Genomic DNA, 26,404 nt, shown 5'->3' with positions numbered 1-26,404 from the left:
ATCCGCCCAACCCACTCACACCGCCAGCAGCCGGAATCCAGCGCACCCATGCTCCGCCATCTCTCGATTCGCGACTTCGTGATCGTCGCGGCGCTCGACCTCGAATTCGACAACGGCTTTTCCGTCTTTTCCGGCGAGACCGGCGCGGGCAAATCCATCCTGATCGATGCGCTTGCGCTCACGCTCGGCGAGCGCGCCGACGCGGGCGTCGTGCGCACGGGCGAGACGCGCGCCGACATCACCGCCGAATTCGACGCGCCGCCGCAGGTCGCCGCCTGGCTCGACGAGCACGCGCTCGCGAGCCCCGACGGCGACGACATCGTGATGCTGCGGCGCGTGGTGGACAGCGGCGGACGCTCGCGGGCGTTCATCAACGGCACGCCGGCCACGCTCACGCAGTTGCGTGAAGTGGGCGAGATGCTCGTGGACATCCACGGCCAGCACGCGCACCAGTTGCTGATGCGTCCCGACGCGCAACGCGAACTCTTCGATACGCACGCGGGACTCACCGACCTCGCCGCCGCCGTCATGCGCGCGTGGCGCACCGCGCGCGACGCGCGCCAGGCCGTCGAAACCGCGCAGTCGCGCGACCGCGAACTGCAGCTCGAACGCGAACGGCTCGCCTGGCAGCTCGCGGAACTCGACAAGCTCGCGCCGCAGCCGGGCGAGTGGGAGGAAGTCAACGCCGAGCATCGGCGGCTCTCGCATTCGGCCAATCTGATCGACGGCGTCCAGGGCGCGCTCGGCGCGCTCTCCGAGTCGGACGAGGCGATGATCTCGCACCTGAACTCGGTCGTCTCGAAGCTGCGCGATCTCGCGGAGATCGACCCGGCGCTCGGCGACGCGCTCGCCGCGCTCGAACCGGCGGCGATCCAGTTGCAGGAAGCCGCCTACTCGCTCTCGCACTACGCGCAGCGGCTCGAACTCGACCCGGACCGGCTCGCGCAGGTGGAAAAGCGTCTTGAAGCGCTCCACTCGGCGGCGCGCAAGTTCCGGCTCCAGGCCGAGACGCTGCCCGAGGAACACGCCGCGCGGCGCGCGCAACTCGCGACGCTCGACGCCGCCGCCGACCTCGACGGCCTGCGCGCGGCAGCGGATCGCGCCCACGAGGCGTACCTGATCGAAGCGAAGCAGTTATCGAAGGCGCGCGCGCACGCCGCGCACGCGCTCGGTGCAGCGGTCACGCAAGGCATGCAGGAACTCTCGATGGCGGGCGGCAGTTTCGAAGTCGCGCTCGTGCCAATCACCAATGCGGCGCATGCCGCCGACGGCACGCGCAGCGCGGGCGGCGGCGCGCACGGTCTGGAGCAGATCGAATTTCGCGTTGCCGGCCACGCGGGTGTGCCGCTGCGGCCGCTCGCCAAGATCGCCTCGGGCGGCGAACTCGCGCGGATCAGTCTCGCACTCGCCGTGATCGCGAGCGCCGCGAGCCTCACGCCGACGCTGATCTTCGACGAAGTCGACACCGGCATCGGCGGTGGCGTCGCGGAAGTGGTCGGACGGCTCCTCCATCAGCTCGGGCGCGAGCGTCAGGTGCTGTGCGTCACGCACCTGCCGCAAGTGGCCGCGCGCGGCGATCACCACTTCCAGGTCTCGAAGTCCGGCGACGGCAACGGCGGCACGCTCTCGCTCGTCACGCCGCTCGACAAGCCCGGGCGCGTCGAGGAAGTTGCGCGCATGCTCGGCGGGCTCGAAATCACCGCCACGACACGGCGTCACGCCAAGGAAATGCTCGCGGCGTAAGCGTTTGCGAGCGTTGGGCTCCATTGCGGCGCCAACGCACGCCGCGTCAGCCGTGGTCGACTGCAGTTGCGTCGAAAGCAGTCGACCACACTAGCCAAAAACCCGCTTCCACAACGCGAGCACCGCATGGCGCTCGCCCTCCACGCGCTCCGGCTCGACGCGCGCCACCTCCATGCCGTCGAGCCGCAACTGGTGCTGCAGCTTGCGATAGAGCCGGTACGCCGAGCCGATCGTATCGGCCTCTTCCTCGCTCATCAGCCCGAAGCGCGACACCTCGCGCAGCAGCGCGATATTGCCCGTGTTGCGGATCAGTTCGGCGTCCTGAGCAGCGTGCAGCAGCACCCAGTACTGCACGAGAAACTCGATGTCGACCATGCCGCCGCGGTCGTGCTTCAGGTCGAAGAGTTCGGTGCGGTTCGGATGGCCGTCCCCCACGCGCTGACGCATCTCGACGATCTCTTTCGCGAGCGGCGCCGCATCGCGCGGCGTGGTGAGCACCTGCACGCGAATCGCCTCGAACGCCTGGCCGATTGCCGCATCGCCTGCCGAAAAGCGCGCACGCGTGAGCGCCTGGTGTTCCCACACCCACGCCGTGTTCGCCGCGTCGCCCTCGCGCAACTGGTAGCGGCGGAACGCGTCCAGATCGGTGACGAGCAGCCCCGATTCGCCGTTCGGGCGCAGGCGCAGATCGACGTCGAACAGCGTGCCCGCGCCCGTCGCCGTGGTCAGCCACGAAATCAGGCGGCGCGCGAACATGGCGTAAATCTCCGAGGCGCGCTCGTCCTGGTCGTCGTAGAGGAAGATCAGGTCGAGATCCGAGGCATAGCCGAGTTCCTTGCCGCCCAGCTTCCCATACGCGATCGCCGCAAAACGCGGCACGTCGCAGTGACGCTTCGAGAACTGCTGCCAGACCGTTTCGATGGTCACGTCGAGCACGGCATCGGCGAGTTCGGAGAGCCGGTCGCTCATGTGCTCCACCGAAAGCCGCCCCGCCAGGTCGTTCAACAGGATGCGGAACACTTCGGCCTGGTGCGCGTGGCGCAGGAGGTCCATCTGCTGCTCGACGTCGGCGGCCGCGGCGAGCCGCGCGCGCAACTGGCGCGAGAACTCGGGCCAGTCGAACGGCGTCGCGATCGCTTCGTCGTCGAGCAGTTCGTCGAGCAGTTGCGGATGGCGGATCAGATAACCCGCCGCCCAGCGCGACGCGCCGAGCACCTTGAGCACGCGGCTCAGCGCGTCCGGGTATTCGGTGAGGAGCGCCAGATAAGCGCCGCGCCGGCCCACCGAATCGAGCAGGTCGAACATGCGCGCGAGCGTGTCGCCGCGCCGCGCGCGCGGCTCCAGCGTGCGCGCGGCTTCGAGCGCGCGCTGCGCCACGGTGTCGAAGCGCTCGCGGCTCTTCTCCGGCAGCCCGGCATAACGCGACGATCTCCACAGCCCGCGCAGCCGCACCAGCAGCGGCGCGGCGTCGTCGATGCCAAGCTCGTTCAGGCGTTCGAGCAGTTCGTCGTCGGCGCCGTCCTCGGCCAGCACGCTGCTCCACACCCAGGCGGCCGCGCTGTCCTCGGCGCGTCCGTTCTCGCCGTTCAGCTTGTCGGCAAAGATCTGGTCGAACTGGCGCTCCACCGTGTCGCGATACGCGTTGAGCGTCTCCATCAGCGCCGCGTAGTCGCTCGAGCCCATCACGCCCGCGAGTGCCGCGCGCTCGGCCGGATCGACCGGCATGGCGTGCGTTTGCGCGTCGTCGCGGTATTGCAGCCGGTGCTCCAGTTCGCGCAGGAAGTTGTACGCCCGCGTGAGATCCGTGCAGACTTCCGGGGCGATCAGCCCGCGCGCCGCCGCGTAGCCGAGCACGGCCAGCGTCGGCCGCACGCGAAAGCCCGCGTCCTGGCCGCCGCGAATCAACTGGAACACCTGGGCGCTGAACTCGATCTCGCGGATGCCGCCGCGCCCGAGCTTGATGTCGTCGGCCTTGTCGGGACGCATACGCGCGCGGCGCTGCGCTTCCTGGCGGATCTGCGCATGCAGCGAGCGGATCGCGCCGATCACGCCGAAGTCGAGATAGCGCCGGTAGACGAACGGCTTCACGAGCGCTTCGAGTTGCGAGACGAGGCGCAGCGCGCTCTCGCTCTCTTCCTCCGAGACGATTCGCCCCTTGATCCACGCGTAGCGCTCCCACTCGCGGCCCTGCACGTAGAAATACTCTTCGAGCATGCCGAGGCTGCACACGAGCGGCCCCGAATCGCCGTTCGGCCGCAGCCGCATGTCGACGCGAAAGACGAAGCCGTCGGCCGTCACGTCGCTGAGCGCGCCGATCAGGCGCTTGCCCACGCGGGTGAAGAAGTCCTGCGTCGCGATGGGCGAGCGCTCGCCGCCCGTGGTCTCGCCGTCGTCCTCGTAGACGAAGATGAGATCGATATCCGACGAAACGTTCAGCTCGCGCCCGCCGAGCTTGCCCATGCCGACCACGCCGAGCGTGAGACGCTCGCCGTTCGGCCCGCGCGGCTCGCCGAAAAGCGTTTCGAGGTCGGCGCTGACGACCGCGAGCGCGCGCTGGATCGCGACTTCGGCCAGATCGGTCATCGTGCCGGTGACTTCGCCGACGTCGGCCATGCGCCCGAGGTCGCGCTCCATCACGGCGCAGATCACCTCGACGCGCAACTGGCGCAGCGCTTTCTTCAATTGGTCGTCGGTGAGCGGCGCGCCGGACCCGCCTCCCGCCTGCGCACAAAGCGCATCGAGCCGCGCGACGATGCGCTCGCGCGCAAGCGGTTCGGCGGCGAGCGACGCGACCTGCTCCGCGAGTCCGGGACGGGCCGCGTACGCGCGCGCCGCGTAACGGGAATAGCTGGCACTGAGAAGGGGCGTGTCGGTCATGGATGCTTGGCTCGGTGGGGGCTTGCTCGGGGCTCGGTCAGGTCTCGCCGGGGCGCGCTGACGCTCGATATCGCAGACGCTCGATAAGAGCGCGGCAGCGGCGCGCGCGGTGCAGGCGCACGGCCCGATGGCGCGGCTCATCGACGCGAGCCGCAAAACCCGGCGCAAGTGCGCGTCTGCAAGCGTGCTGGCAAGACCGCCTGCAAGACTGCAAACAAGTCGCGATACCGGTCTCCAGGCATCTCCGGATGGTCGGCGCGACTGCCCCTTGTGATACATTTCGTGGTTAGAACGCAACGCTACCATACCGCACCCGCAGCAGCATGTCCGAGCGAAACGATCCCGCCGGTCCGCGTCAAACCGGACATGCCAGCCGGACACCCCCGGATGCGCCCGCGCACCATCACCCGGTGCTTCGCCACACGCTGCGCGTGCTCGCAGCGGTGGCGCTCGTCCTCTATTTCATCGTCGCCGCGCTGCTGCTCGGGCTGCGCTACATCGTGCTGCCGCAGGTCGACAATTTCCGGCCGCGCATCGAAGCCCTCGTCTCCGAGAAGATCCACGCCGATTTCCGCATCGGCAAGCTCGGGCCACACTGGCTCGGCTTCCAGCCTGGCATCGACATCACCGGCCTCACGATCCGGGACCGCCACGGCGCCATCGCGCTCAACGTCCCGCACGCCACCGCGACGGTCTCGTGGCGCTCGCTCGTGAGCTTCGAGCCGCTGCTGTCGAGCGTCATCGTCGAGCGTCCCGATGTGCTGCTCGCCCGCGAGGACGACGGCACGCTCACGGTCGCGGGCGTGCCCGTGCCGACCGCGCACACGGGCAACGCCACCTTCACGACCTGGCTCATGCGCCAGCAGGCCATCGTGCTGCGCGGCGGCACGCTGCGCTGGCACGATGCGACGCGCGACGTGCCCGAACTCGCGTTGCACGACATCCGCCTCGCGATTCTCAACGACGGCTACGACCACCGCATCGCACTCCAGGCGCCGAGCGAGGGCACGGTGTTCCACGGTCCGCTCGACTTCCGCGCGCACTTCACGCATGCGCGCTACTCGCAGGCCGGCAAACCCGCCGACTGGAGCGGCAACGCGTACCTCTCGACCGGGCCGGTCGATCTGCCGACGCTCGCCCGCTACGTCCACCTGCCGATCGCCACCTTCGCGGGCCGCATCGACAACGCGATCTGGGCGCACTTCGGCTCGGGGCGGCTGGTCTTCGCGAATGGCGTGCTCGACGGCACCGACGTCGCGTTGCAGGTGCGTCCGACCCAGCCGCGCCTCGATCTGCCGGTCGCGCACTTCGAGTGGCGCGTGGGCGCGGACGTGGCGCCCAACGACTTCACGCTGCAACTGCGCGATTTCCACGCGGAACTCGGCCAGCCGCCGCTCGACGACGGCACGCCGCTCGTGCGCACGCTCGCACTCACGACGCTCGACGGACGCTTTCGCCAGCAATCACTCCAGCACGGCCAGTTGATTAGCGTGTCGGGCGACCGCATCGACCTCGGCATCCTCGCCGAATTCATGCGCGCGCTGCCACTGCCGGGCCGCGTGCTCGATGCGCTGCTGCGCTTCAATCCGCAGGGGCTCGTCGCCGACTACGACCTGGCGCTCGAGCGCGCCGCGCCGGAATCGGGCGAAGCCGCCGCCGAGCAGCGCGCAAAGGGCGTCGAGCCGGTGATCCGCTACCGCTTCAAGGCCGACCTGCAGGGCATCAGCGTGGCGGCCCAGGAGCCGGGGCCGGGCCTCACGCCGCGCGGCCACCCGCGCGCGGGCCTGCCCGGTTTCGAGAATCTCTGGGGCCATATCGACGCCGACGAAAAGCACGGCACGATCCGGCTCGACGCCGCGAGCGCCGCCGTGACGCTGCCGGGCGTGTTCGACAATCCGCGCCTCACCTTCGACCGGCTCTACGGCGCGGCGAAGTGGACGGTCGCGGACCAGCGCAAGCCAGGCGACAAGCACAAGGGGTTCGAAGTCGATGTCTCCAGGCTCGGCGTCGAGAACGAAGACGCGAGCGCGACAATGACGGCGCGCTACGAAAATCCGGGCCACGGACGCGGCGCGCTCGACCTGAAGGCCGATTTCGCGCGGGCGCAGGTCAAGGCGATTCCGCGCTACCTGCCGACGAGCATGAGCGAGCACACGCGCAACTATCTCGGCCATGGTCTGCAAGCGGGCATCTCGCGGGGCGCCACGATCGAGGTCCACGGCGACCTGACGCAGTTCCCCTATTCGCGCGTGCCCGACGCGGGCCAGTTCCGCATCGTCGCGCCGTTTACCGGCGGCAGCTTCGACCCGTCGCCGTTCCCGCCGCGCAGGCTGCACAACGGCATGCCGAACGTGTGGCCCACGTTCACCGACATCGACGGCGTGTTCCGGCTGCACGAAAACAAGCTGCGCTTCGACGTCGCGCGCGGCCGCTATCGCAACTTCGTGTTGCGCGACGTGAACGGCCGCATCGACGACCTCGGCACGAAAGGCTCCGATCTCATCATCGCGGGCGATGGCCGCGGGCCGCTCGCCGACCTGCTCGACTACGCGAACAAGAGCTCGCTTGGCTACATGTCGAAACACGTGGGCGAGAAGGTGCGCGCGCAAGGACCGGCGACGCTCGCGCTCACGCTGACCATCCCGCGCTTGCCGAGGCCGCAGGTGCGCGCGCAGGGCGCGATCGGTTTCGAGGGCAACCAGCTTGCGTTCGAGAACATCCCGCCGGTTTCGAACCTCACCGGGCGTCTGCGTTTCACCAACCGCAGCGTGCAGTCCGACCGGCTGACGGCACGCTTTCTCGGCGGCGCGCTGAGCGCGAATGGCGGGCTGCGCGAAAACGGCCGCTACGCGCTCAATGTGGCGGGCAACGTCGCCGTCGATGCCGCGCGCAGGCTGGATCTGCACGGCACGGCGGCGGCCGTGCTCGGCCGCATGAGCGGACAGGCGCCGTATACGCTCGCCGTGCGCGGCGCGCGGGGCCATCTGCCGGACGTGAAGGCGAGTTCGGATCTGACCGACCTCGCGCTCGACTTGCCCGCGCCGTTCGGCAAGACCGCCGGAACGCCGATGCCGCTGCGCGCCGAACTGCAGCCCGGCGCGGGCGACGGCAGCGACGCGGGGAATCCGGCGCCGTTCGAGCACGCGGACGTGACGCTCGGTCCGCTCGTCGCGCGCTACGTGCTGCGGCGCGTCCCGGGGCATGTGCCGGACGTGGTGCGCGGGGCGATCGCGATGAACCGGCCTCTGGAGTTGCCTCAGGAAGGGGTGATCGCCGCCATCGACACGCCCGCCTTCGATGCCGATGCCTGGCGGCGTGTCGTACTGGAGATTCGCGGGGCATCTGGTGCGGGTGCGGGCGCTGCTGCTGCGACTGGTGCTGCGGGCGTGAACGCGGCTACGTCCAGCGGGCCAGGCACCGGCACGCTCCCCGCCGCGAGCGCCACGGCTGCGCGCCAGTCCGCTGGCGGCGCAGCGCCTGAGCGCCGCGCTTCGCCAAATCCCGCCACAGCGCAGACAAACCCGGCCGCCATCCGCCCCCCGGCAGCAGGACGAAGCACGACGGCTCCAGCCACCTCCGCTGCCGCGGCGCCTGCGGACGCCGCTTCGTCAGCCGTCGCCCAGCTCATGCCGGGCGGCGCGTTCGCGCAATACGTGCCGTCGCGCTTCGCCGTCCACGTCGGCACGCTCACGCTGCTCAAGCGCCACTGGGAAAACGTCGTCGTCGGCGCCACGCGCAGCGGCCGGGACTGGCAGGCGAACCTCGCGTCGAACCAGGTCTCCGGCCACCTCTCGTGGAAACCCGGCGCCGTCCGCGGCTCGCCCGGCACGCTAGAAGCGCGCCTCGCGCGCCTCGTCGTGCCCGCCGCCACCGAAAACGATCTGCTCGGCCAGGCGATTTCGGCGCCGGTGCAGAACATGCCCGCGGTCGACCTCATCGTGAACCAGCTGATCGTGCGCGGCCACGACTTCGGCCGCCTGCAGGTCAACGCGCACAATTTCGACGAAAACGGCGTGCCGGTCTGGCAGCTCGACGCACTCGACATCACCAACCCGGCCGCGCACCTGAGCGCCACGGGGAACTGGCGCACGGTCGGCGACATCGGCCCGGACATGGAGATGCCGACGCCGCGCCGCACCGCGCTCGACTTCCGCCTCGACGTCACGGACGGGGGCGCGCTGCTCGAACGCGCGGGCATGCCGGGCACGCTCAAGGGCGGCGAAGGCACGCTCTCGGGCAAGGTGGCCTGGCACGGCGGGCCAACGAAGATCGATTACCCGTCACTCAACGGCAGCCTCGCGGTCGATCTGCGCCACGGCCAGATCCTGCGCGTCAATCCGGGCCTGGCGAGACTGCTCGGCGTGCTGAGCCTGCAAAGTGTCGCGCGCTTCGCGACCATGGATTTCCGCGACGTGATCGGCGAAGGCCTGCCCTTCACGAGCGTCACGGGAACGAGCCGGGTCGAGGACGGCATCGGCCGCACCGACGATTTCAAGCTCGTCGCCGCGCCGGCCCGCGCCCGGATGACCGGCACCGTGGACCTCGTGCACCAGACCCAGGATCTGCATGTTCATGTCGTACCGACGCTCAGCGCGGGTGCGGGGGTCGTCGCGGCGGCGGTGGTCAATCCGCTGATCGGCCTCGGCGCCCTGGTGGCCGATTTCGCGCTGTCGCGGACGATCGAAACGGCGTTCACGCTCGACTACACGATAACGGGGCCATGGTCCAAACCTCAGGTCGAGCGGCTGCGCGGCGATCAGGGTAAGATGAACCCGCTGACGCCCGCCACCGCGAAGTGATCCGCGCCGCGGCCGAAGCCGTGCGGGCGCCACGCCTGCCGTGCCGGCCGACGTGGCGCCCGGCCGCGCCGTCAGCCATCCGGCCGCCTTGCGCGGCCTCGTTTCAGAGCAAGTTCAAGATCCGTCGATGAGTCTTTCCCGCATTTCGCCGTTTCGCGTCGCCGCACTGCAGATGGTCAGCACGCCCGAGCCCGAGCGCAATCTCGCCGAGGCAGAGCGCCTGATCGCCGAGGCGGCCGCAAACGGCGCGCAGCTCGTGTTGCTGCCCGAATATTTCTGCTTCATGGGCTACAAGGACAGCGACAAGCTGAAGGTCCGCGAGCATTATCGCGACGGACCGGTCCAGCGTTTTCTCGCCGCTATGGCGGCGCAACATCGGGTCTGGATAATCGGCGGCACGTTGCCGCTCCTCGCGGCCGACCCGGCTCCGGACGAAAACCGCGTGCTCAACACGACGCTCGTTTTCGACCCGCGCGGCGAGGAAGTCGCGCGCTACGACAAGATCCACCTGTTCAGCTTCGAAAGAGGCGCGGAATCGTTCGACGAAGCGCGCACGATCCGCCCCGGCAACGAGGTGCGCACGTTCGATGCGCCTTTTGGCCGTGTCGGCCTGTCCGTCTGCTACGATCTGCGCTTTCCCGAGCTATACCGCCGCATGGGCGATTGCGCGTTGGTGGTGGTGCCGTCGGCATTCACGTATACGACGGGCCGCGCCCACTGGCAGACGCTGTTGCGCGCCCGCGCCATCGAAAACCAGTGCTACGTGCTGGCCGCCGCGCAAGGCGGGCAGCACGAGAACGGTCGCCGCACCTGGGGTCACAGCATGCTGATCGACCCGTGGGGCGAAGTGATGGACGTGCTCGACGAGGGCTGCGGCGTCGTGGCGGGCGACATCGACCTCGAGCGCATCGCCGCCGTGCGCGCCAGCCTGCCCGCGTGGCGGCATCGCGTGCTCGATTGCAACTGAGCGCACTGAAACGACAAAAACGACCAGACAAACGGCGCACCGGCAGCCCGGCTTGATAAAGCGGCGCCCCGCCCGAATCTACCCTATCGGACCATCCATACCGCACGCATGAACATCATCGAACCCGGCCTCCCCCGAGGGGATTTCCTCCAGGGCGCTCGCAATCTGGCGACCGCGAAGGACCTGCTCCTCGCGCCCTACGGCCTCGACGAGGCGGTGCTCACGCGCACGCTCGGCGAGATCTTCACGCATCGCGTCGACTACGCCGACCTCTACTTCCAGACCACGCGCAGCGAAGCGTGGAGCCTCGAAGAAGGCATCGTCAAATCGGGCAGTTTCAGCATCGACCAGGGCGTCGGCGTGCGCGCCGTGTCCGGCGAGCGCACGGCGTTCGCGTATTCGGACGACCTCACGCCCGAGGCGATCCGCCAGGCCGCCATCGCCACGCGCTCGATCGCGAAGGCGGGCGGCGGCAAGCAGAAGATCAAGGTGGCGACGTCGCTCAAGGGCATCGCGGGCCGCGATCTGTATCTGCCGGCCGATCCGCTCAGCTCGCTCGAAGCCACCGAAAAGGTCAAGCTGCTCGAACGCGTCGAGCAGATGGCGCGCAGCCGCGATCCGCGCATCACGCAGGTGATGGCGGCGCTCGCGGGCGAATACGACGTGGTGCTCGTCGCGCGCAGCGACGGTGTGCTCGCGGCGGACATCCGCCCGCTCGTGCGCGTGTCGGTGACGGTGATCGCCGAGCAGAACGGCCGCCGCGAAATCGGCAACGGCGGCGGCGGCGGCCGCTTCGACTACGGCTACTTCTCCGACGACGTGCTCTCGAAGTACGTGGACGACGCCGTTCACGCGGCGCTCGTCAATCTGGAGGCGCGCCCGGCGCCTGCGGGCGCGATGACCGTCGTGCTCGGACCGGGCTGGCCCGGCGTGCTGCTGCACGAGGCGATCGGCCACGGGCTGGAGGGCGATTTCAATCGCAAGGGCTCGTCGGCATTCGCGGGCCGCATCGGCGAACGGGTCGCCGCCAAGGGTGTGACGGTCGTGGACGACGGCACGCTGCCGAACCGCCGCGGCTCGCTCAACATCGACGACGAAGGCAACCCGACGCAGTGCACGACGCTCATCGAGGACGGCATCCTGAAGGGCTACATCCAGGATTCGCTCAATGCGCGCCTGATGAAGATGCCGGTGACCGGCAACGCGCGCCGCGAGTCGTACGCCGCGCTGCCGATGCCGCGCATGACGAACACCTACATGCTCAACGGCGACAAGGACCCGCAGGAGATCATCGCTTCGGTGAAGAACGGCCTCTATGCGGTGAACTTCGGCGGCGGTCAGGTCGACATCACGAACGGCAAGTTCGTGTTTTCGGCCTCCGAGGCGTACATGATCGAGAACGGCAAGGTCACCTATCCGGTGAAGGGCGCGACGCTGATCGGCAGCGGCCCCGAGTCGCTCAAGTACGTGAGCATGATCGGCAACGACATGAAACTCGACTCGGGCGTGGGCGTGTGCGGCAAGGAAGGCCAGAGCGTGCCGGTGGGCGTCGGCCAGCCGACGCTGCGCATCGACCGCATGACTGTCGGCGGCACCGTTTGAGTCCATGCACGGTAACGCGGAAATTGCGCATCCGGATGCGAGAATTCCGCATCTGGTTCACAATTGCCGCGCGAATGCCGCGTTTTTTCGCCGCAGCACTTGTCAGTGCCAACTCGATCGGGTTATAAAGTCGATTAACCTTTTCGACGAACCTTACGTTCCGGAACGCAGTCCGCCATGTTCGCCAACCAGTTTTACTTTAGCTTTTACTGGCATCTCAGACCGCTGGCGGATCGAGAGGGTTGATTGCACGTGCAAGACCCGAATACACGAAAAACCGCCAGCGAACCTGGCGGTTTTTTTTTACTCCGCATTTTTAGCTATCACGCAACCGAGCAGCAATTTTCATCTAAACCGATTTCGCCGCAGGCCAAAGCTCGACCGCCGGCACGCTACGCACAGGATCAGGAGAAACCGCCATGCCCCCGCACAATACCGATGACGTCCGCATTCGGGAACTCAAAGAACTCACGCCGCCCGCGCACCTGATCCGCGAGTTCCCGTGCTCCGAGACCGCATCGAACCTGATTCACGACACGCGCGCGGCGCTGCACCGCATCCTGCACGGCATGGATGATCGCCTGATCGTCGTGATCGGCCCGTGCTCGATCCACGACACGAAGGCCGCGGTCGAATACGCCGAAAAGCTGCTGCCGATGCGCTCGCGCTTCGCGGGCGAACTGGAAATCGTGATGCGCGTGTACTTCGAAAAGCCGCGCACGACGGTGGGCTGGAAGGGCCTCATCAACGATCCGTACCTCGACAACAGCTTCAAGATCAACGACGGCCTGCGCACCGCGCGCGAACTGCTCGTGCGCCTGAACGACCTGGGCCTGCCCGCCGCCACCGAATATCTCGACATGATCAGCCCGCAGTACCTCGCCGATCTGGTTTCGTGGGGCGCCATCGGCGCGCGCACGACCGAGTCGCAGGTGCACCGCGAACTGGCTTCGGGGCTGTCGTGCCCGGTCGGTTTCAAGAACGGCACGGACGGCAATGTGAAGATCGCCGTCGATGCGATCAAGGCCGCTTCGCAGCCGCACCATTTCCTCTCGGTCACGAAGGGCGGCCATTCGGCCATCGTCTCGACGGCCGGTAATGAGGATTGCCACGTGATCCTGCGCGGCGGCAAGGTTCCGAACTACGACGCCGACAGCGTGAACGCCGCCTGCGCCGACATCGGCAAGGCCGGGCTCGCCACGCGCCTGATGATCGACGCGAGCCACGCGAACAGCTCGAAGAAGCACGAGAACCAGATTCCCGTGTGCGCCGAGATCGGCCGCCAGGTTGCGGAGGGCGACGAGCGCATCATCGGCGTGATGGTCGAGTCGCATCTCGTGGCGGGCCGCCAGGATCTGAAAGAAGGTTGCACGCTCACCTATGGCCAGAGCATCACCGATGCGTGCATCGCCTGGGACGAAAGCGTGACGCTGCTCGAAGGGCTCGCGCAAAGCGTCAAGCTGCGGCGCGTCGCGCGCGGCAGCGGCAACTGAGCCGCGGATCCTTTTCACCCGTGTTTTGCCGGTGTTTTGCCCGGCACGGCAATGAGATGTGCAAAAGCCCCGGCTCGCGCCGGGGCTTTCGTTTTTTGTGCTGCTACGAACGGCGTTTAATCGAGCATGCCCGAGCCGAAGATCTCCGTGTGGATGCGCTGCTCGTCGACGCCGCGCGCGACGAGCGCTTCACGCTGCTCGCGCATGAAGGCGACCGGGCCGCACAGATAGTAGTCGGCGTTGGGCACGAGCACGGCCTCTTCGATGCGGCCGATATCGAGCCGGCCCTCGAAGTCGTAATCGACGCCCGCACGATCCTGCGCGCTCGCGTTCTCGTAGAACACCGCGCGACGGAAGTTCGGATGGCCATCGGCAACTTCGTGCAGCCAGTCGCGGAACGCGTGAACGCTCGCATTGCGGCAGGCGTGCACGAACGTGACGGGGCGCGTGTCGCTTTCGATCATGAGCGTGGCGAGCATCGACGCCATCGGCGTGATGCCGACGCCGCCGCTCATCAGCACGACCGGCGTGTCGTTCGAGCGGTCGAGCGTGAATTCGCCCATCGGCGCGCTGACGTGAACGACGGTGCCCACCTCGACACCGTCATGCATGAGGTTCGAAACGTGGCCCGGCTGCGTGTCGGCGCGGCCCGCTTCGCGCTTGACAGAGATGCGCAGCCAGCGGCCGTGCGGCGCATCCGAGAGGCTGTACTGACGCGGCTGGTCGACGCCGAGCTGGTCGACGAAGCGCTTCACGCTCACGTACTGGCCGGGCTGGAAGCCGCCTGCGGACGACCCGTCGGCGGGCGCGAGATAGAACGACGTGATTTCGCTGCTTTCCACATGCTTGCGGATCACCTTGAACGGACGGAAGCCGCTCCACGACGCGCCGTCGTACAGCTTCGCCTCGGTGCCGATCATGATCTGCGCGAGTTGTTCGTAAGCGAGCGTCCAGGCGTCGAGCGTCGGTTGATCGACGGCGTCGCCCAGCACGTCGGCGACGGCGCCCAGCAGATGGCGCCCGACGATCGGATAGTGCTCGGGACGGATGTTCAGGCTCGCGTGCTTGTGAGCGATATGCGTGACCGCGCCGCCGAGCGCGCCCAGATTGTCGATGTTCGCCGCGTACGCGTAGACGGCGCGCGCAAGCGTCTCGGGCTGAGTGCCGCTTTGCTGGTGCGTCTGGTTAAAGAGGTTCTTCAGCTCGGGATGCGCATTGAACATCCGCTTGTAGAAATGCTTGGTGATCGTGGCGCCGTGCTCGGCAAATACAGGTGCCGTGGCCTTGACGAGGGCCATCTGGTCGGCGGTAAGCGCAGTCATTCAGTTTCTCCGCGTGAAAGATGCGAATAGGATACTTCTTTGACGTGGCTCAATATCAGGGCATTTTGCCGCACATGTCCCACCCGCTCCGACCCCGACTATGCTAAGGGATTCGCCCCTTTTTGTCGGGGCACCCGAGCCGGCCTTCGCCCCCGCGTTTCAACCGCGCATTTCAACTCATCAACCCGCCGATGCGCCACGGTCGTGGTGCCAGTACACGTCGTCTCCACCGTTCACGCGATTGAGCACACGCGCCAGCACGAACAGCAGATCCGAGAGCCGGTTCACATAGCGGCGCGGCGTATCGGCAAGGGGCGCACTCTGTCCCGCCGATGCAACCTGCGCCCCCAGCGCGACCACGGCGCGCTCGGCACGCCGGCACACGCTTCGGCACACATGCGCGAGCGCCGCTGCGCGCGAGCCGCCCGGCAAGATGAATTCCTTGAGCGGCGGCAGCGCCGCGTTGTAGTCGGCCAGCCAGCCATCGAGCCGCGCCAGATGCGCATCGGTCACGAGCGTGTGGCCGGGAATGCAGAGTTCGCCGCCAAGGTCGAAAAGATCGTGCTGGATCGCCGTGAGTGCTGCGCGCACGTCGTCGGGCAGCGTCTCGCAGAGCAGTACGCCGATCTGCGAATTGAGTTCGTCGATGTCGCCGATCGCAGCGATGCGCAAGTCGTCCTTGCGCACGCGGCTGCCGTCGCCAAGTCCGGTTGTGCCGTCGTCACCGGTTCGCGTCGCGATCTTGCTCAGCCGATTGCCCATGATGTGTCCTCCTGAATCCTGAAACGTGTTTTACCGCGCCGCTGCGCGTGGCCGACATTATAGATTTCGCCGCGTTTCGCGCATGGCGGCGACGGCCGTGCACGATCGTTCAGCGTAGAATGGCCCGGGCATAGAGCGACGTCTACACACGAAGGAGACCTCCGCGTGAATCACCCTGCGCCACCGGTAGCCGCACGCCGGCCGTTCGCCGCCGAACTCGTCGACAAGCTGCGTGAAGCGTTCGGCAACCGCTTCTCCACTTCTGAAGCCGTGCGCGTCCACCATGGCCGCGACGAGTCGCGCTATGACCCGCAACTGCCCGATGCCGTCGTGTTCGCGAGCAGCACCGAAGACGTCCTGGCCGCGGTCAAGCTGTGCGCGCAGTATGGCGCACCGATCATCCCCTACGGCAGCGGATCGTCGCTCGAAGGCCACCTGCTGGCTGTCGAGGGCGGCGTGTCGATCGACCTCTCGGGGATGAACCGCGTGCTGTCGATCAACGCGGAAGACCTCACGGCGACCGTCGAACCCGGCATCTCGCGCAAGCAGCTCAACGAATCGCTGCGCGACACCGGCCTCTTCTTCCCGATCGATCCCGGCGCGGATGCGAGCATCGGCGGCATGTCCGCGACGCGCGCCTCCGGCACCAACGCCGTGCGCTACGGCACGATGCGCGAGAACGTGCTCGGCCTCACTGCCGTGCTCGCCGATGGCCGCGTCATCAAGACCGGCACGCGCGCGCGCAAGTCGTCGGCGGGATACGACCTCACGCGCCTGTTCGTCGGCTCCGAAGGCACGCTCGGCGTCATCACCGAAATCACCGTGCGGCTCTACCCGCAGCCGGAAGCGGTGTCGGCGGCGGTCTGCGCGTTTCATTCGATGGCCGATGCCGTACGCGCGGTGATCGAGACGATCCAGACAGGCGTGCCGATCGCGCGTGTGGAGTTCATCGATTCGCTCGCCGTGCGCGCGATCAACCGCCATTCGAATCTGACACTGCGTGAAGCGCCGACGCTCTTCTTCGAATTTCATGGCACGGCCGCGAGCGTCGAGGAACAGGCGCAACAAGTACAGGAGATCGCCGCGCACAACGGCGGCGAGGGTTTCGAATGGGCAACCCGCCCCGAAGAGCGCAGCCGCCTGTGGAACGCCCGCCACAATGCGTACTTCGCGATGCTGCAACTGCAGCCCGGCTGCCGCGCCGTGACGACCGACGTTTGTGTGCCGATCTCGCGCCTCGCCGAATGCGTGATCGAAACGGAAGCCGACCTGAAGACCTCGCCGCTGCTCTGCCCGATCGTCGGCCATGTGGGCGACGGCAACTTCCACGTGCTCATGCTGCTCGACCCGGGCAAGCCCGAGGAGATCGAGGAAGCCGAGCGGCTGAACCGCCGCATCGTGGAGCGCGCGCTCGCCATGGACGGCACCTGCACGGGCGAGCACGGCGTTGGGCTGCACAAGATGGACTTTCTCGCGGAAGAACACGGTGCCGATGCCGTCGACACAATGCGCGCAATCAAGCACGCACTCGATCCGCATAACTTGATGAACCCGGGCAAAATATTTGCGTGGACGGCCTGACAGGCCTGACAGGCCTGACCGTCCGAATAGCGAAAGCCACGGCCCGCCGCCCAGCGGCACGACAGACCAGCGGGAGGAGACATGGACGAACCGGCAGAAATGTCGCCGGAATTGCTCGCGCAGCGCCAGCGCGAAGTGGTACAGGCCTTGATGGCGGTACTGCCCGCGCACTGCCTGTTGTATCGGCAGGAGGACACGGTCGCGTACGAGTGCGACGGCCTCGCCGCCTACCGGCGCCTGCCGCTCGCGGTCGCCTTGCCGGAAACGGAATCGCAGGTGCAGCGCATCGTGCAGATCTGCCGCCGGCTCGACGTGCCAGTTGTGCCGCGCGGCGCGGGTACAGGTCTTTCGGGCGGCGCGATGCCGATCCGCCATGGCATCGTCCTCTCGCTTGCGCGCTTCCGGCGCATTATCGAAGTCGACCCGTACGCGCGGACCGCGACGGTTCAGCCCGGCGTGCGCAACCTTGCGGTGTCGGAGGCGGCCGCTCCCTACGGGCTCTACTACGCACCCGATCCTTCGTCGCAGATCGCCTGCACGATCGGCGGCAACGTCGCCGAGAATTCGGGCGGCGTCCATTGCCTGAAGTACGGCCTCACCGTGCATAACGTCATGCGCGTGCGCGCGGTGACGATGGACGGCGAAATCATCGAGTTCGGCTCGCTCGCGCCCGATGCGCCGGGGCTCGACCTGCTGGCGGTGATGATCGGCAGCGAAGGCATGTTCGCGATCGTCACCGAAGTGACCGTCAAGCTGATCCCGCGCCCGCAAACCGCGCAAGTCGTCATGGCGAGCTTCGACGATGTCGTGACGGGCGGCGAGGCCGTCGCGGCCATCATTGCTGCGGGCATCATTCCAGCCGGTCTCGAAATGATGGACAAACCGGCCACGCGCGCCGTGGAAGAGTTCGTGAACGCGGGGTACGACCTCGACGCGGAGGCGATCCTGTTGTGCGAGTCGGACGGCACGCCCGAGGAAGTCGCCGACGAAGTGGCGCGCACGACGGCCGTGCTGCGCCAGCACGGCGCGACGCGCATCCAGATCTCGCGCACCGAGGAGGAGCGGCTGCGCTTCTGGTCGGGCCGCAAGAACGCGTTCCCGGCGGCAGGCCGCATTTCGCCGGATTACTACTGCATGGACGGCACCGTGCCACGCCGCAGCATCGGGCCGCTGCTCGCGCGCATCCACGAGATGGAGACGCAATACGGATTGCGTTGCATCAACGTATTCCATGCGGGCGACGGCAACATGCACCCGCTGATTCTTTTCAACGGGAACGACCTCGACGAATGGCACCGCGCCGAAGCGTTCGGCGCGGACATCCTCGAAACCTGCGTCGAGCTGGGCGGCACGGTAACGGGCGAGCATGGCGTGGGCATCGAAAAAATCAATTCGATGTGCGTGCAATTCTCGCCGCAGGAACGCGAGGCATTCCATGCCGTGAAACACGCATTCGATCCCGCCGGGCTGCTCAATCCCGACAAGGGCATTCCGACGCGCGCACGCTGCGCCGAGTACGGCAAGCTGCGCGTACGCGGCAACCTGCTGCCGCATCCCGAGCTGCCCCGTTTCTGACGATCCGGCGCCCCGTTGCGCACGGCCACCGCTGTGCGCCGGGGCATCCGGCCCACCCGTTTCACCCGGAGCTACGGGTCCGCTCCGGGTTGCCAGCACGGGTCCGGTCAGTACAATCGAACGAACCACAACGAAAACGTCAGCGAGAGCGACACTCAGGTCATGAAAGAGGACGATATCGTCGCCGTCTGGTCGGAGCGCGTGCGCGCGGCGACCGCCGACGGCCGCCCGCTGCGCATACGCGGCGGCGGCACGAAGGACTGGTATGGCCAGGCGCTCGAGGGCGACGTGCTCGATACGCGCGCGCATCGCGGCGTCATTTCCTACGATCCGGCCGAACTCGTCATCACGGCGCGCGCGGGCACACCGCTGTCCGAAATCGAATCGGCGCTCGCCGCACACGATCAGATGCTCGCGTTCGAGCCGCCGCACTTCGGCGCGCAGGCCACTTTCGGCGGCTGCATCGCGGCCGGCATCGCGGGACCGCGCCGCGTAGCCGCGGGCGCCGTACGCGACTTCGTGCTCGGCGCGGTGATCATGAACGGCCACGGCGACGTGCTGCACTTCGGCGGCCAGGTCGTGAAGAACGTGGCGGGCTACGACGTGTCGCGCCTGCTCGCGGGTTCGCTCGGCACGCTCGGGCCGATACTCGAACTCTCGGTGAAAGTGCTGCCCGCGCCGCAAGCCGAAACGACGCTCAAGTTCGAAATGAGCGGCAGCGACGCCGTACGCAAGCTCAACGAATGGGGCGGCCGCCCGCTGCCTATGACGGCAAGCGCCTGGCGCAACCGCACACTCGCGGTGAGGCTCGCGGGCGCGGAAGCCGCGGTGAAGGCCGCGCGCACGACACTCGGCGGCGAGGTCGTGGACGCGGTGGAAGCCGAGCGCTTCTGGGCGGGTCTGCGCGAGCAGACCGATCCGTTCTTCTCGGCCATCGCGCCGAACGCGGCGCTCTGGCGCGTTGCGCTGCCCTCGATCGCCGAAACGCTGCAGTTGCCCGGCACCCAGTTGATGGAATGGGGCGGCGCGCAACGCTGGTGGATCACCGAAACCGACGCGCAAACCGTGCGCATCACGGCCAGGCAGGCGGGCGGCCACGCGACGATGTTCCGCACCGGCCGCGACTACGACCGCAGCGCGGGCGTATTCACCCCGCTGCCCGCGCCGGTCATGAAGATCCACCGCGGTCTGAAGGCCGCATTCGATCCAGCCCGCATCTTCAATCGCGGCCGCCTGTACTCCGATTTCTGAACCCATCGACACGCCGCAATGCAGACGAATCTCGCGGACTTCATCCGGAACACGGCAGACGGCGACGAAGCCGACGCCATCCTGCGCAAATGCGTGCATTGCGGCTTCTGCACGGCGACCTGCCCGACCTATCATCTGCTCGGCGACGAACTCGACGGCCCGCGCGGGCGCATCTATCTGATCAAGCAGATGGTGGAAGGCGCGCCCGTGACGAGGAGCACGCTGACGCACCTCGACCGCTGCCTGACCTGCCGCAGTTGCGAAACCACCTGCCCGTCCGGCGTGCAGTACGGCCGGCTCGTCGAGATCGGCCGCAAGCACGCCGAAGAGAAGGTCGCACGGCCGCTGCGCCAGCGCGCGCTGCGCCGGGTGCTCGCCACCGTGCTGCCGCGCCGTGCGCTGTTTTCGCCCGTGATGCGGCTCGGCCAGCAGGTCCGCCCGCTCCTGCCGCGGCGCCTGCGCGACAAGGTGCCCGTGCGCCAGCGCCCGCTCGCCTGGCCGACCGAGAAGCACGCACGCAGGATGCTGATGCTCTCGGGCTGCGTGCAGCCTTCGATGATGCCCAACATCAACATCGCGACGGCGCGTGTGCTCGATGCGCTCGGTATCGAAACGATCGTGGCGCCCGACGCCGGCTGCTGCGGCGCGTTCCGCCTGCACCTGGGCTACGTCGACGACGCGCTCGACGACGCGCGCGCCAATATCGATGCCTGGTGGCCGTATGTGGAGCAAGGCGTGGAGGCGATCGTGATGAACGCCTCGGGCTGCGGCGCGACGGTGAAGGAATACGCGTACCTGTTGCGCAACGATCCGGCCTATAGCGGGCGCGCGCGCCGCATCGTCGAGCTCACGCGCGATCTTTCGGAAATCCTGCCCGCGTTCGAAGAACAGCTCGTCGCGGCGACGCGCCGGCGCGGCATCCAGACGGTGGCGTGGCACCCGCCCTGCACGCTCCAGCATGGACAGCAATTGCGCGGCGGCGTGGAAAAGGTGCTGGGCGCGCTCGGCCTCGACGTGCGCCTGCCCGTCGACAGCCACCTGTGCTGCGGCTCGGCCGGCACGTATTCGATCACGCAGCCGCGCCTGTCCTATACGCTGCGCAACCAGAAAATCGAGCGCCTCAAGGCGCTTGAGCCGCAACTGATCGTTTCGGCGAATATCGGCTGCATCGCGCATCTGCAAAGCGGCACGACGATTCCGGTGACACACTGGATCGAGCTGGTCGAACATATGCTGGCAGCGAACTGAACGAGAAAGATTGAACGTCGGGCCAGCTTAGCGAAACGCCGGACGCGAAAATAGCTGGCCGTTCGGCCTATGTTTCGCGTCCGGCGCAGTCCGTATAATTGCCCTCGTTCTTTCCGGTTCGATTCAATGGCCGCCTGCAATGCAGCGCGGCTCGCTACAAGTCCCATGACCGATCTCGCCCACAATCTCGAAGCCGTCCAGCAACGCATTGCCGCCGCCGCCCGTAACGCCGGCCGCGATCCACAATCGGTCGCGCTGCTCGCGGTCTCCAAAACCTTCCCCGCGCAGGACGTGCGCGCGGCACACGTTGCCGGGCAGCGTGCGTTCGGCGAGAACTACGTGCAGGAGTCCGTCGAGAAGATCGACGCGCTGGCCGATCTGCGGGCGAGCCTCGAATGGCATTTCATCGGGCCGCTGCAGTCGAACAAGACGCGGCCCGTCGCGGAACGCTTCGACTGGGTGCATTCGGTCGACCGCCTGAAGATCGCTCAGCGTCTCTCGGAACAGCGCCCCGCGAGCATGGCGCCGCTCAACGTGTGCCTGCAGATCAACGTGAGCGGCGAAGCCAGCAAGAGCGGTGTCGCGCCGCAGGAAGCGGCGCGGATCGCGCATGAAATCGCGGCGCTGCCCAATCTACGGCTGCGCGGGCTGATGTCGATTCCCGAACCCGAAACCACCCTCGAAGCGCAGCGAGCGCCGCACCGCGTGCTGCGCGAATTGTTCGACGCGCTGCGCGCGAGCGGTCTTGCGCTCGATACGCTGTCGATGGGCATGTCCGCCGACCTCGAAGCCGCCGTGCTGGAAGGCGCGACCATCGTGCGAATCGGTACGGCGGTCTTCGGCGCGCGCGCTTATTCCCACTGATATTCCCGCTGAACCACTCACGCTCTCCCTCACCATGAAAATCGCATTCATCGGCGGCGGCAACATGGCCGCCGCACTCATCGGCGGACTGATCCGCAAAGGCGTGCCCGCCGCCAATCTGTACGCGGTCGATCCGAACGAGGATGCCCGCAAGCGCACCAGCGAACAGTTCGGCGTGCGCACCGGCGCGAGCGCGGACACGGCACTCGCGCAGTACGACGCCGTGCTGCTCGCGGTCAAGCCGCAGGTCGCCAAGGCCGTCGCCGAAGGGCTCGCGCCGCATCTCGCGCCGCATCAGGTCGTCATCAGCATCATGGCCGGCATCCGGATCGCCGATCTGTCGCGCTGGCTCAACGGCCATGCGCGCGTCGTCCGCACGATGCCCAACACGCCCGCGCTGATCGGCATGGGCGCAACGGGGCTCGTCGCGAGCGAAGGCGTCGATGCAACCGGCCGCCAGCTCGCCTCCGACGCGCTCGGCGCAGTCGGCCAGACGGTCTGGTTCGACGATGAAGCGAAGATCGACGCCGTCACCGCGATTTCGGGCAGCGGCCCGGCCTACGTGTTCTATTTCATCGAAGCGCTGGAAGAGGCGGCACGCCAGCTCGGCATGGACGAGCAGCAAAGCCGCGCGCTCGCTGTCGCCACCTTCACGGGCGCGGCGCAACTCGCGCTGCAATCGAACGAATCGCCCGCGGTGCTGCGCGAGCGTGTGACGTCGAAGGGCGGAACAACGGCTGCGGCACTTACATCGTTCGCGGATTCGGGCGTGAAGGATGCGATCGTGCGCGGCGCCCTGGCCGCTGATGCGCGCGCGAAGGAAATGGGCGAAGAGTTCGGCAAGCAGTAGCGAGCCGGACGGCTCGCGCAGGGTTGTGTGCGGGTTGTGCGCCGGTCAAGTGGCCGATGTCGTGCGACGTGCTGCCACCGACACTACGTGAAGCGCCGCGCGTTCCCGCGTGCGCAGCACGTCACGCACGTTGCGCGACCGTTTCCGCTTTCACCGAGGGAATCGCACGGGCGTAGCGGGCCGCGTTCCAGCGCCCGCCCGCACCGTTACATCGCCGCAGCGAACGCGTAATGCGCGGCGATGCCCGCGAACAGCGCTCCGCCCAGCCAGTTGTTATGGCGGAAGGCGGCGAAGCACGGCATACGCTCACGGTCCTTGATGAGTGTGTAGTGGTATACCGCGCAGCCTGCCGCAGCCGCCCAGCCGATCCAGTAAAGCAGCCCGAGGCCGAGCGCAATGCCCACCCAGACGTAAATGCCGAGCGTCGCCGCATAGCACAGCATGATGGCGAGCACGTCGAAGCGGCCGAACGTCAGTGCGGAGGTGCGGATGCCGATCTTGATGTCGTCGTCGCGGTCGACCATTGCGTATTCGGTGTCGTAGGCGACGGACCAGCATACGTTCGCGGCCAGCATGATCCAGCCAAGCAGCGGCACATGATCCTGCACGGCGGCGAACGCCATCGGAATGCCGAACCCGAACGCGATGCCCAGATACGCCTGCGGAATCGCGAAGAAGCGCTTCGTGAACGGATACGAGCCCGCAACGAAAAGCGCGACCACCGAAAGCTGCTTCGTGAGCGTGTTGAGCGGCAGGATCAGGAGAAATGAAACGAGCGCGAGCCCTGCCGCAATCGCCACCGCCTCCCATGCGCGGATACGGCCCGACGTGATGGGCCGCTCGGCGGTGCGCTTCACGTAACGGTCGAAGTCGCGGTCCGCGTAGTCGTTGATCGCGCAGCCCGCCGAGCGCATGAGCACGGTGCCAACCGTGAAAATCACGAGCAGCGACAGCGACGGACGGCCATTCGAGGCAATCCACAGCGCGTTGAGGGTCGGCCAGAGCAGCAGCAGGCTGCCGATCGGCTTGTCCATGCGGACGAGCCGCAGATAAAGCGGGAGTCGGGCGAACATGATCGGTGTGGGAAAAACAATGCCGCTATTGTAGGACAGCGCGCACACCACCCACCGCCCAGCTTTCATGCCGCCGCGACGTGAACCCAGGCGCGCGAGGCAAAACATCGGTGCACGCCGCAAAAAAAGGCCCGCCGGAGGTTCCGGCAGGCCCTTTGAGAATCGTTTCGCAGCGCACCGCGCTGCAATTCAACCGCAAATCAACCGTTACGCCAGCAGCGAGCGCAGCATCCACGCCGTCTTTTCATGCGTCTGCATGCGCTGCGTGAGCAGGTCGGCGGTCGGCTCGTCCGAGGCCGCTTCCGTCGCCGGGAAAATCTCGCGCGCCGTGCGCACCACCGCTTCCTGGCCTTCCACCAGCTGGCGGATCATCTCTTCCGCCGCCGGCACGCCGTCCGCTTCCGCAATCGACGAAAGCTTCGCGAATTCCTTGTAGCTGCCCGGCGCGTTCACGCCCAGCGCACGAATACGCTCGGCGATCGCATCGACGGCCAGCGCCAGTTCCGTGTACTGCGTCTCGAACATCAGATGAAGGGTGTTGAACATCGGCCCCGTGACGTTCCAGTGGAAATTGTGCGTCTTCAGGTACAGCGTGTACGTGTCCGCGAGCAGGTGCGAGAGGCCTTCCGCGATCTTCCTGCGATCCTTGTCGCTGATGCCGATATTCAGATGCTGCACGTTTGCTTTCTTAGCCATGGCGACTCCTTGTTTGAAGTGAGACGAACCGTCGATGCCAGTCGGGTCGGGGCCGGTCGCGCCGCATCGGCAGCGAACCGCAAATGATCGGACGGGTGTCAGTTTAGCGTAGATGGAACGGCGGCCACGCTCATCTGGCCCTGTCTGTCGGACGGTGAAACCGCACCGAAACCACAGCGCGCGGCAGCCTGCAGTCAACCGCCAGCCAGACGCGTCAGCGCCTGGCTCGCGAGCACGATGAGCCCGCCTGTGAAGATCGTGAAGCCGCTCGCGCGGCGCAGCGCCAACGTCGCGCGAGCGAACCGTTGCCCCGTATCGCCTGGGCGGGCGATGCCGATGGCGTCGAGCGTCATCGTTGCAATCCTCGTCATGATCGTTCTCCTTGACTGGTCCTGAAGACGGTGGAGCGTCCTTACGCACCGCCGTTGCCGCCGCAGTGGCGGTGACTTCACAGCGCCCCGTGGTTCCGGGGCGCGACGCATGGGAGGGACTATATCAACAGCTATTGATGGAAGATATTTGATTAATGAAATCTATCAAATAGTCTTCCGCTATCGGGCTCCCGTCGTCAAACGGGAACGCGGAGCAGACAATCCAGAGGGAAGATGGACACCGCCGCCAGCATCAGCGGGCGGCAGCGACGTGGCAGCGAAGTGGAAGCGAAGCGGCAGATGAGTGCCGAATAAGCGGCGAATGAGCCCGAAAAGACGTCAGGCCGGTTCGGCCGACACCTCGATCTTCTTGACGCCCGGCAGATCGCAGGCATGCACTGCGTCGGCGATCGCCTCGATTGCCGGCATGCGCGTGAAGCTCTTGCGCCATGCGAGCACGACGCGCCGGTCGGGCACAGGCTCATCGAACGGCACGTACGAGAGCAGCCCCGAATCGACGCCGCCCGCGTGCGGTTTCACCTCCTGCACCGACATGCGCGGCAGCACCGTGATGCCGACGCCGCTCGCCACCATATGGCGGATGGTTTCGAGCGACGAGCCTTCGAAGGTTTTCTGGATGCCGTCCGCGTTCTGCGAGAAGCGCATCAACTCGGGACACACGCCGAGGACGTGATCGCGGAAGCAGTGCCCGCTGCCGAGCAGCAGCATCGTTTCCTGCTTGAGGTCGCCCGCGTCGATCTTCTCGCGCTTCTCCCACGCGTGGCCGGACGGCAGCGCGACGACGAACGGCTCGTCGTAGAGCGGGCGCAGCGTGAGGCCGGTCTCGGGAAACGGCAGCGCCAGGATCGCCACGTCGATCTCGCCCTGCTTGAGCAGTTCGATGAGCTTGAGCGTGTAGTTCTCCTGCAGCATGAGCGGCATCTGCGGGAAGCGCGTGATCATCTGCTTGACGAGCGTCGGCAGCAGGTACGGCCCGATCGTGTAGATCACGCCGAGCCGCAGCGGTCCGATCAACGGATCCTTGCCCTGTTTGGCGATTTCCTTGATGGCCAGCGTCTGTTCGAGCACACGCTGGGCCTGCGTGACGATCTGCTCGCCGATCGGCGTGACGCTCACTTCGCTCGTGCCGCGCTCGAAAATCTGCACGTTGAGTTCGTCTTCGAGCTTCTTGATCGCCACCGACAAGGTCGGCTGGCTCACGAAACACGCTTCTGCAGCCCGTCCGAAGTGGCGCTCGCGGGCAACCGCGACTATGTATTTCAATTCAGTGAGCGTCATTTCTTTGGGGACCAATCAGAATAGATAATTC

Annotated in this window: 18 protein-coding genes; 11 read left to right on the top strand and 7 right to left on the bottom strand. The window is 67.1% G+C overall.

The window, feature by feature from the left end; all coding sequences use genetic code 11:
- The first annotated feature begins 48 nt into the window (after window positions 1–48).
- Window positions 49–1,743 (top strand): DNA repair protein RecN, encoded by a 1,695-nt coding sequence (gene recN, locus ACFPTO_RS14775; protein WP_377712203.1) that lies wholly within the window; start codon window positions 49–51, stop codon window positions 1,741–1,743.
- 90 nt (window positions 1,744–1,833) lie between these two features.
- On the opposite strand, the gene glnE is transcribed toward recN, so the two are convergent.
- Window positions 1,834–4,620, bottom strand: coding sequence for a bifunctional [glutamate--ammonia ligase]-adenylyl-L-tyrosine phosphorylase/[glutamate--ammonia-ligase] adenylyltransferase (gene glnE / locus ACFPTO_RS14770; protein ID WP_377712201.1), 2,787 nt, complete (start codon window positions 4,618–4,620; stop codon window positions 1,834–1,836).
- Between the two features lie 323 nt (window positions 4,621–4,943).
- Here glnE and ACFPTO_RS14765 point away from each other — a divergent pair, with 323 nt between their 5' ends.
- The 4 genes from ACFPTO_RS14765 to aroG all read left to right on the top strand — a co-directional run bounded on the left by ACFPTO_RS14765 (window position 4,944) and on the right by aroG (window position 13,481).
- A complete protein-coding gene (locus ACFPTO_RS14765) occupies window positions 4,944–9,419 on the top strand; it encodes a YhdP family phospholipid transporter (RefSeq protein ID WP_377712199.1) in 4,476 nt (1,491 codons plus the stop codon).
- Window positions 9,420–9,546: 127 nt separating this feature from the next.
- Window positions 9,547–10,386 carry a carbon-nitrogen hydrolase family protein gene (locus ACFPTO_RS14760; RefSeq protein WP_377712197.1) on the top strand — a complete coding sequence of 280 codons (840 nt, stop codon included), beginning with the start codon at window positions 9,547–9,549 and terminating at the stop codon, window positions 10,384–10,386.
- A gap of 108 nt (window positions 10,387–10,494) precedes the next feature.
- Entirely contained in the window at window positions 10,495–11,988 is a 1,494-nt protein-coding gene (gene tldD / locus ACFPTO_RS14755) for a metalloprotease TldD (protein ID WP_377712195.1), read from the top strand.
- 419 nt (window positions 11,989–12,407) lie between these two features.
- Window positions 12,408–13,481, top strand: a complete 1,074-nt coding sequence (gene aroG / locus ACFPTO_RS14750) for a 3-deoxy-7-phosphoheptulonate synthase AroG (RefSeq protein ID WP_377712193.1) — start codon at window positions 12,408–12,410, stop codon at window positions 13,479–13,481.
- A gap of 116 nt (window positions 13,482–13,597) precedes the next feature.
- Here the strand turns inward: aroG and hmpA are convergent, their stop codons facing one another.
- Together hmpA and ACFPTO_RS14740 are read right to left on the bottom strand one after the other, a co-directional pair.
- Complete coding sequence (hmpA, locus tag ACFPTO_RS14745) at window positions 13,598–14,803, bottom strand: NO-inducible flavohemoprotein (RefSeq protein WP_377712191.1); 1,206 nt, start codon at window positions 14,801–14,803, stop codon at window positions 13,598–13,600.
- A gap of 180 nt (window positions 14,804–14,983) precedes the next feature.
- On the bottom strand, window positions 14,984–15,565 hold the full coding sequence (locus ACFPTO_RS14740; protein ID WP_377712189.1) for a cob(I)yrinic acid a,c-diamide adenosyltransferase: 582 nt from the start codon (window positions 15,563–15,565) through the stop codon (window positions 14,984–14,986).
- Window positions 15,566–15,730: 165 nt separating this feature from the next.
- Between ACFPTO_RS14740 and ACFPTO_RS14735 the strand changes: the two genes are divergently transcribed.
- The 6 genes from ACFPTO_RS14735 (at window position 15,731) to proC (ending at window position 22,934) form a co-directional block, all read left to right on the top strand.
- Window positions 15,731–17,146, top strand: coding sequence for an FAD-binding oxidoreductase (locus tag ACFPTO_RS14735; protein WP_377712187.1), 1,416 nt, complete (start codon window positions 15,731–15,733; stop codon window positions 17,144–17,146).
- 81 nt (window positions 17,147–17,227) lie between these two features.
- The gene (locus ACFPTO_RS14730; RefSeq protein ID WP_377712185.1) at window positions 17,228–18,721 is read left to right on the top strand and encodes an FAD-linked oxidase C-terminal domain-containing protein; all 1,494 of its coding nucleotides are present in this window, start codon (window positions 17,228–17,230) and stop codon (window positions 18,719–18,721) included.
- Between the two features lie 162 nt (window positions 18,722–18,883).
- Window positions 18,884–19,972: a glycolate oxidase subunit GlcE gene (gene glcE / locus ACFPTO_RS14725; protein ID WP_377712183.1), complete on the top strand. Its 1,089-nt coding sequence runs from the start codon at window positions 18,884–18,886 to the stop codon at window positions 19,970–19,972.
- A gap of 18 nt (window positions 19,973–19,990) precedes the next feature.
- The gene (gene glcF / locus ACFPTO_RS14720) at window positions 19,991–21,220 is read left to right on the top strand and encodes a glycolate oxidase subunit GlcF (protein ID WP_377712181.1); all 1,230 of its coding nucleotides are present in this window, start codon (window positions 19,991–19,993) and stop codon (window positions 21,218–21,220) included.
- Between the two features lie 165 nt (window positions 21,221–21,385).
- Window positions 21,386–22,084 carry a YggS family pyridoxal phosphate-dependent enzyme gene (locus tag ACFPTO_RS14715; RefSeq protein WP_377712179.1) on the top strand — a complete coding sequence of 233 codons (699 nt, stop codon included), beginning with the start codon at window positions 21,386–21,388 and terminating at the stop codon, window positions 22,082–22,084.
- A 34-nt stretch (window positions 22,085–22,118) separates the two neighbouring features.
- A complete protein-coding gene (proC, locus tag ACFPTO_RS14710) occupies window positions 22,119–22,934 on the top strand; it encodes a pyrroline-5-carboxylate reductase (protein WP_377712177.1) in 816 nt (271 codons plus the stop codon).
- 206 nt (window positions 22,935–23,140) lie between these two features.
- Here proC and ubiA read toward each other — a convergent pair whose 3' ends face one another.
- The 4 genes from ubiA to ACFPTO_RS14690 all read right to left on the bottom strand — a co-directional run bounded on the left by ubiA (window position 23,141) and on the right by ACFPTO_RS14690 (window position 26,373).
- Window positions 23,141–24,007 carry a 4-hydroxybenzoate octaprenyltransferase gene (gene ubiA, locus ACFPTO_RS14705; protein WP_377712175.1) on the bottom strand — a complete coding sequence of 289 codons (867 nt, stop codon included), beginning with the start codon at window positions 24,005–24,007 and terminating at the stop codon, window positions 23,141–23,143.
- Between the two features lie 207 nt (window positions 24,008–24,214).
- Entirely contained in the window at window positions 24,215–24,703 is a 489-nt protein-coding gene (locus ACFPTO_RS14700) for a Dps family protein (RefSeq protein ID WP_377712173.1), read from the bottom strand.
- Between the two features lie 194 nt (window positions 24,704–24,897).
- Window positions 24,898–25,074, bottom strand: a complete 177-nt coding sequence (locus ACFPTO_RS14695; protein WP_377712171.1) for a hypothetical protein — start codon at window positions 25,072–25,074, stop codon at window positions 24,898–24,900.
- Between the two features lie 339 nt (window positions 25,075–25,413).
- Window positions 25,414–26,373: a LysR substrate-binding domain-containing protein gene (locus ACFPTO_RS14690; RefSeq protein ID WP_377712169.1), complete on the bottom strand. Its 960-nt coding sequence runs from the start codon at window positions 26,371–26,373 to the stop codon at window positions 25,414–25,416.
- Between the last annotated feature and the right edge of the window lie 31 nt (window positions 26,374–26,404).

This window comes from Paraburkholderia denitrificans, from assembly GCF_042655705.1.
GTDB lineage: Bacteria > Pseudomonadota > Gammaproteobacteria > Burkholderiales > Burkholderiaceae > Paraburkholderia > Paraburkholderia denitrificans.
The sequence above is the reverse complement of the archived record's forward strand: the minus strand, read 5'-3'. Positions and strand labels throughout refer to the sequence as shown.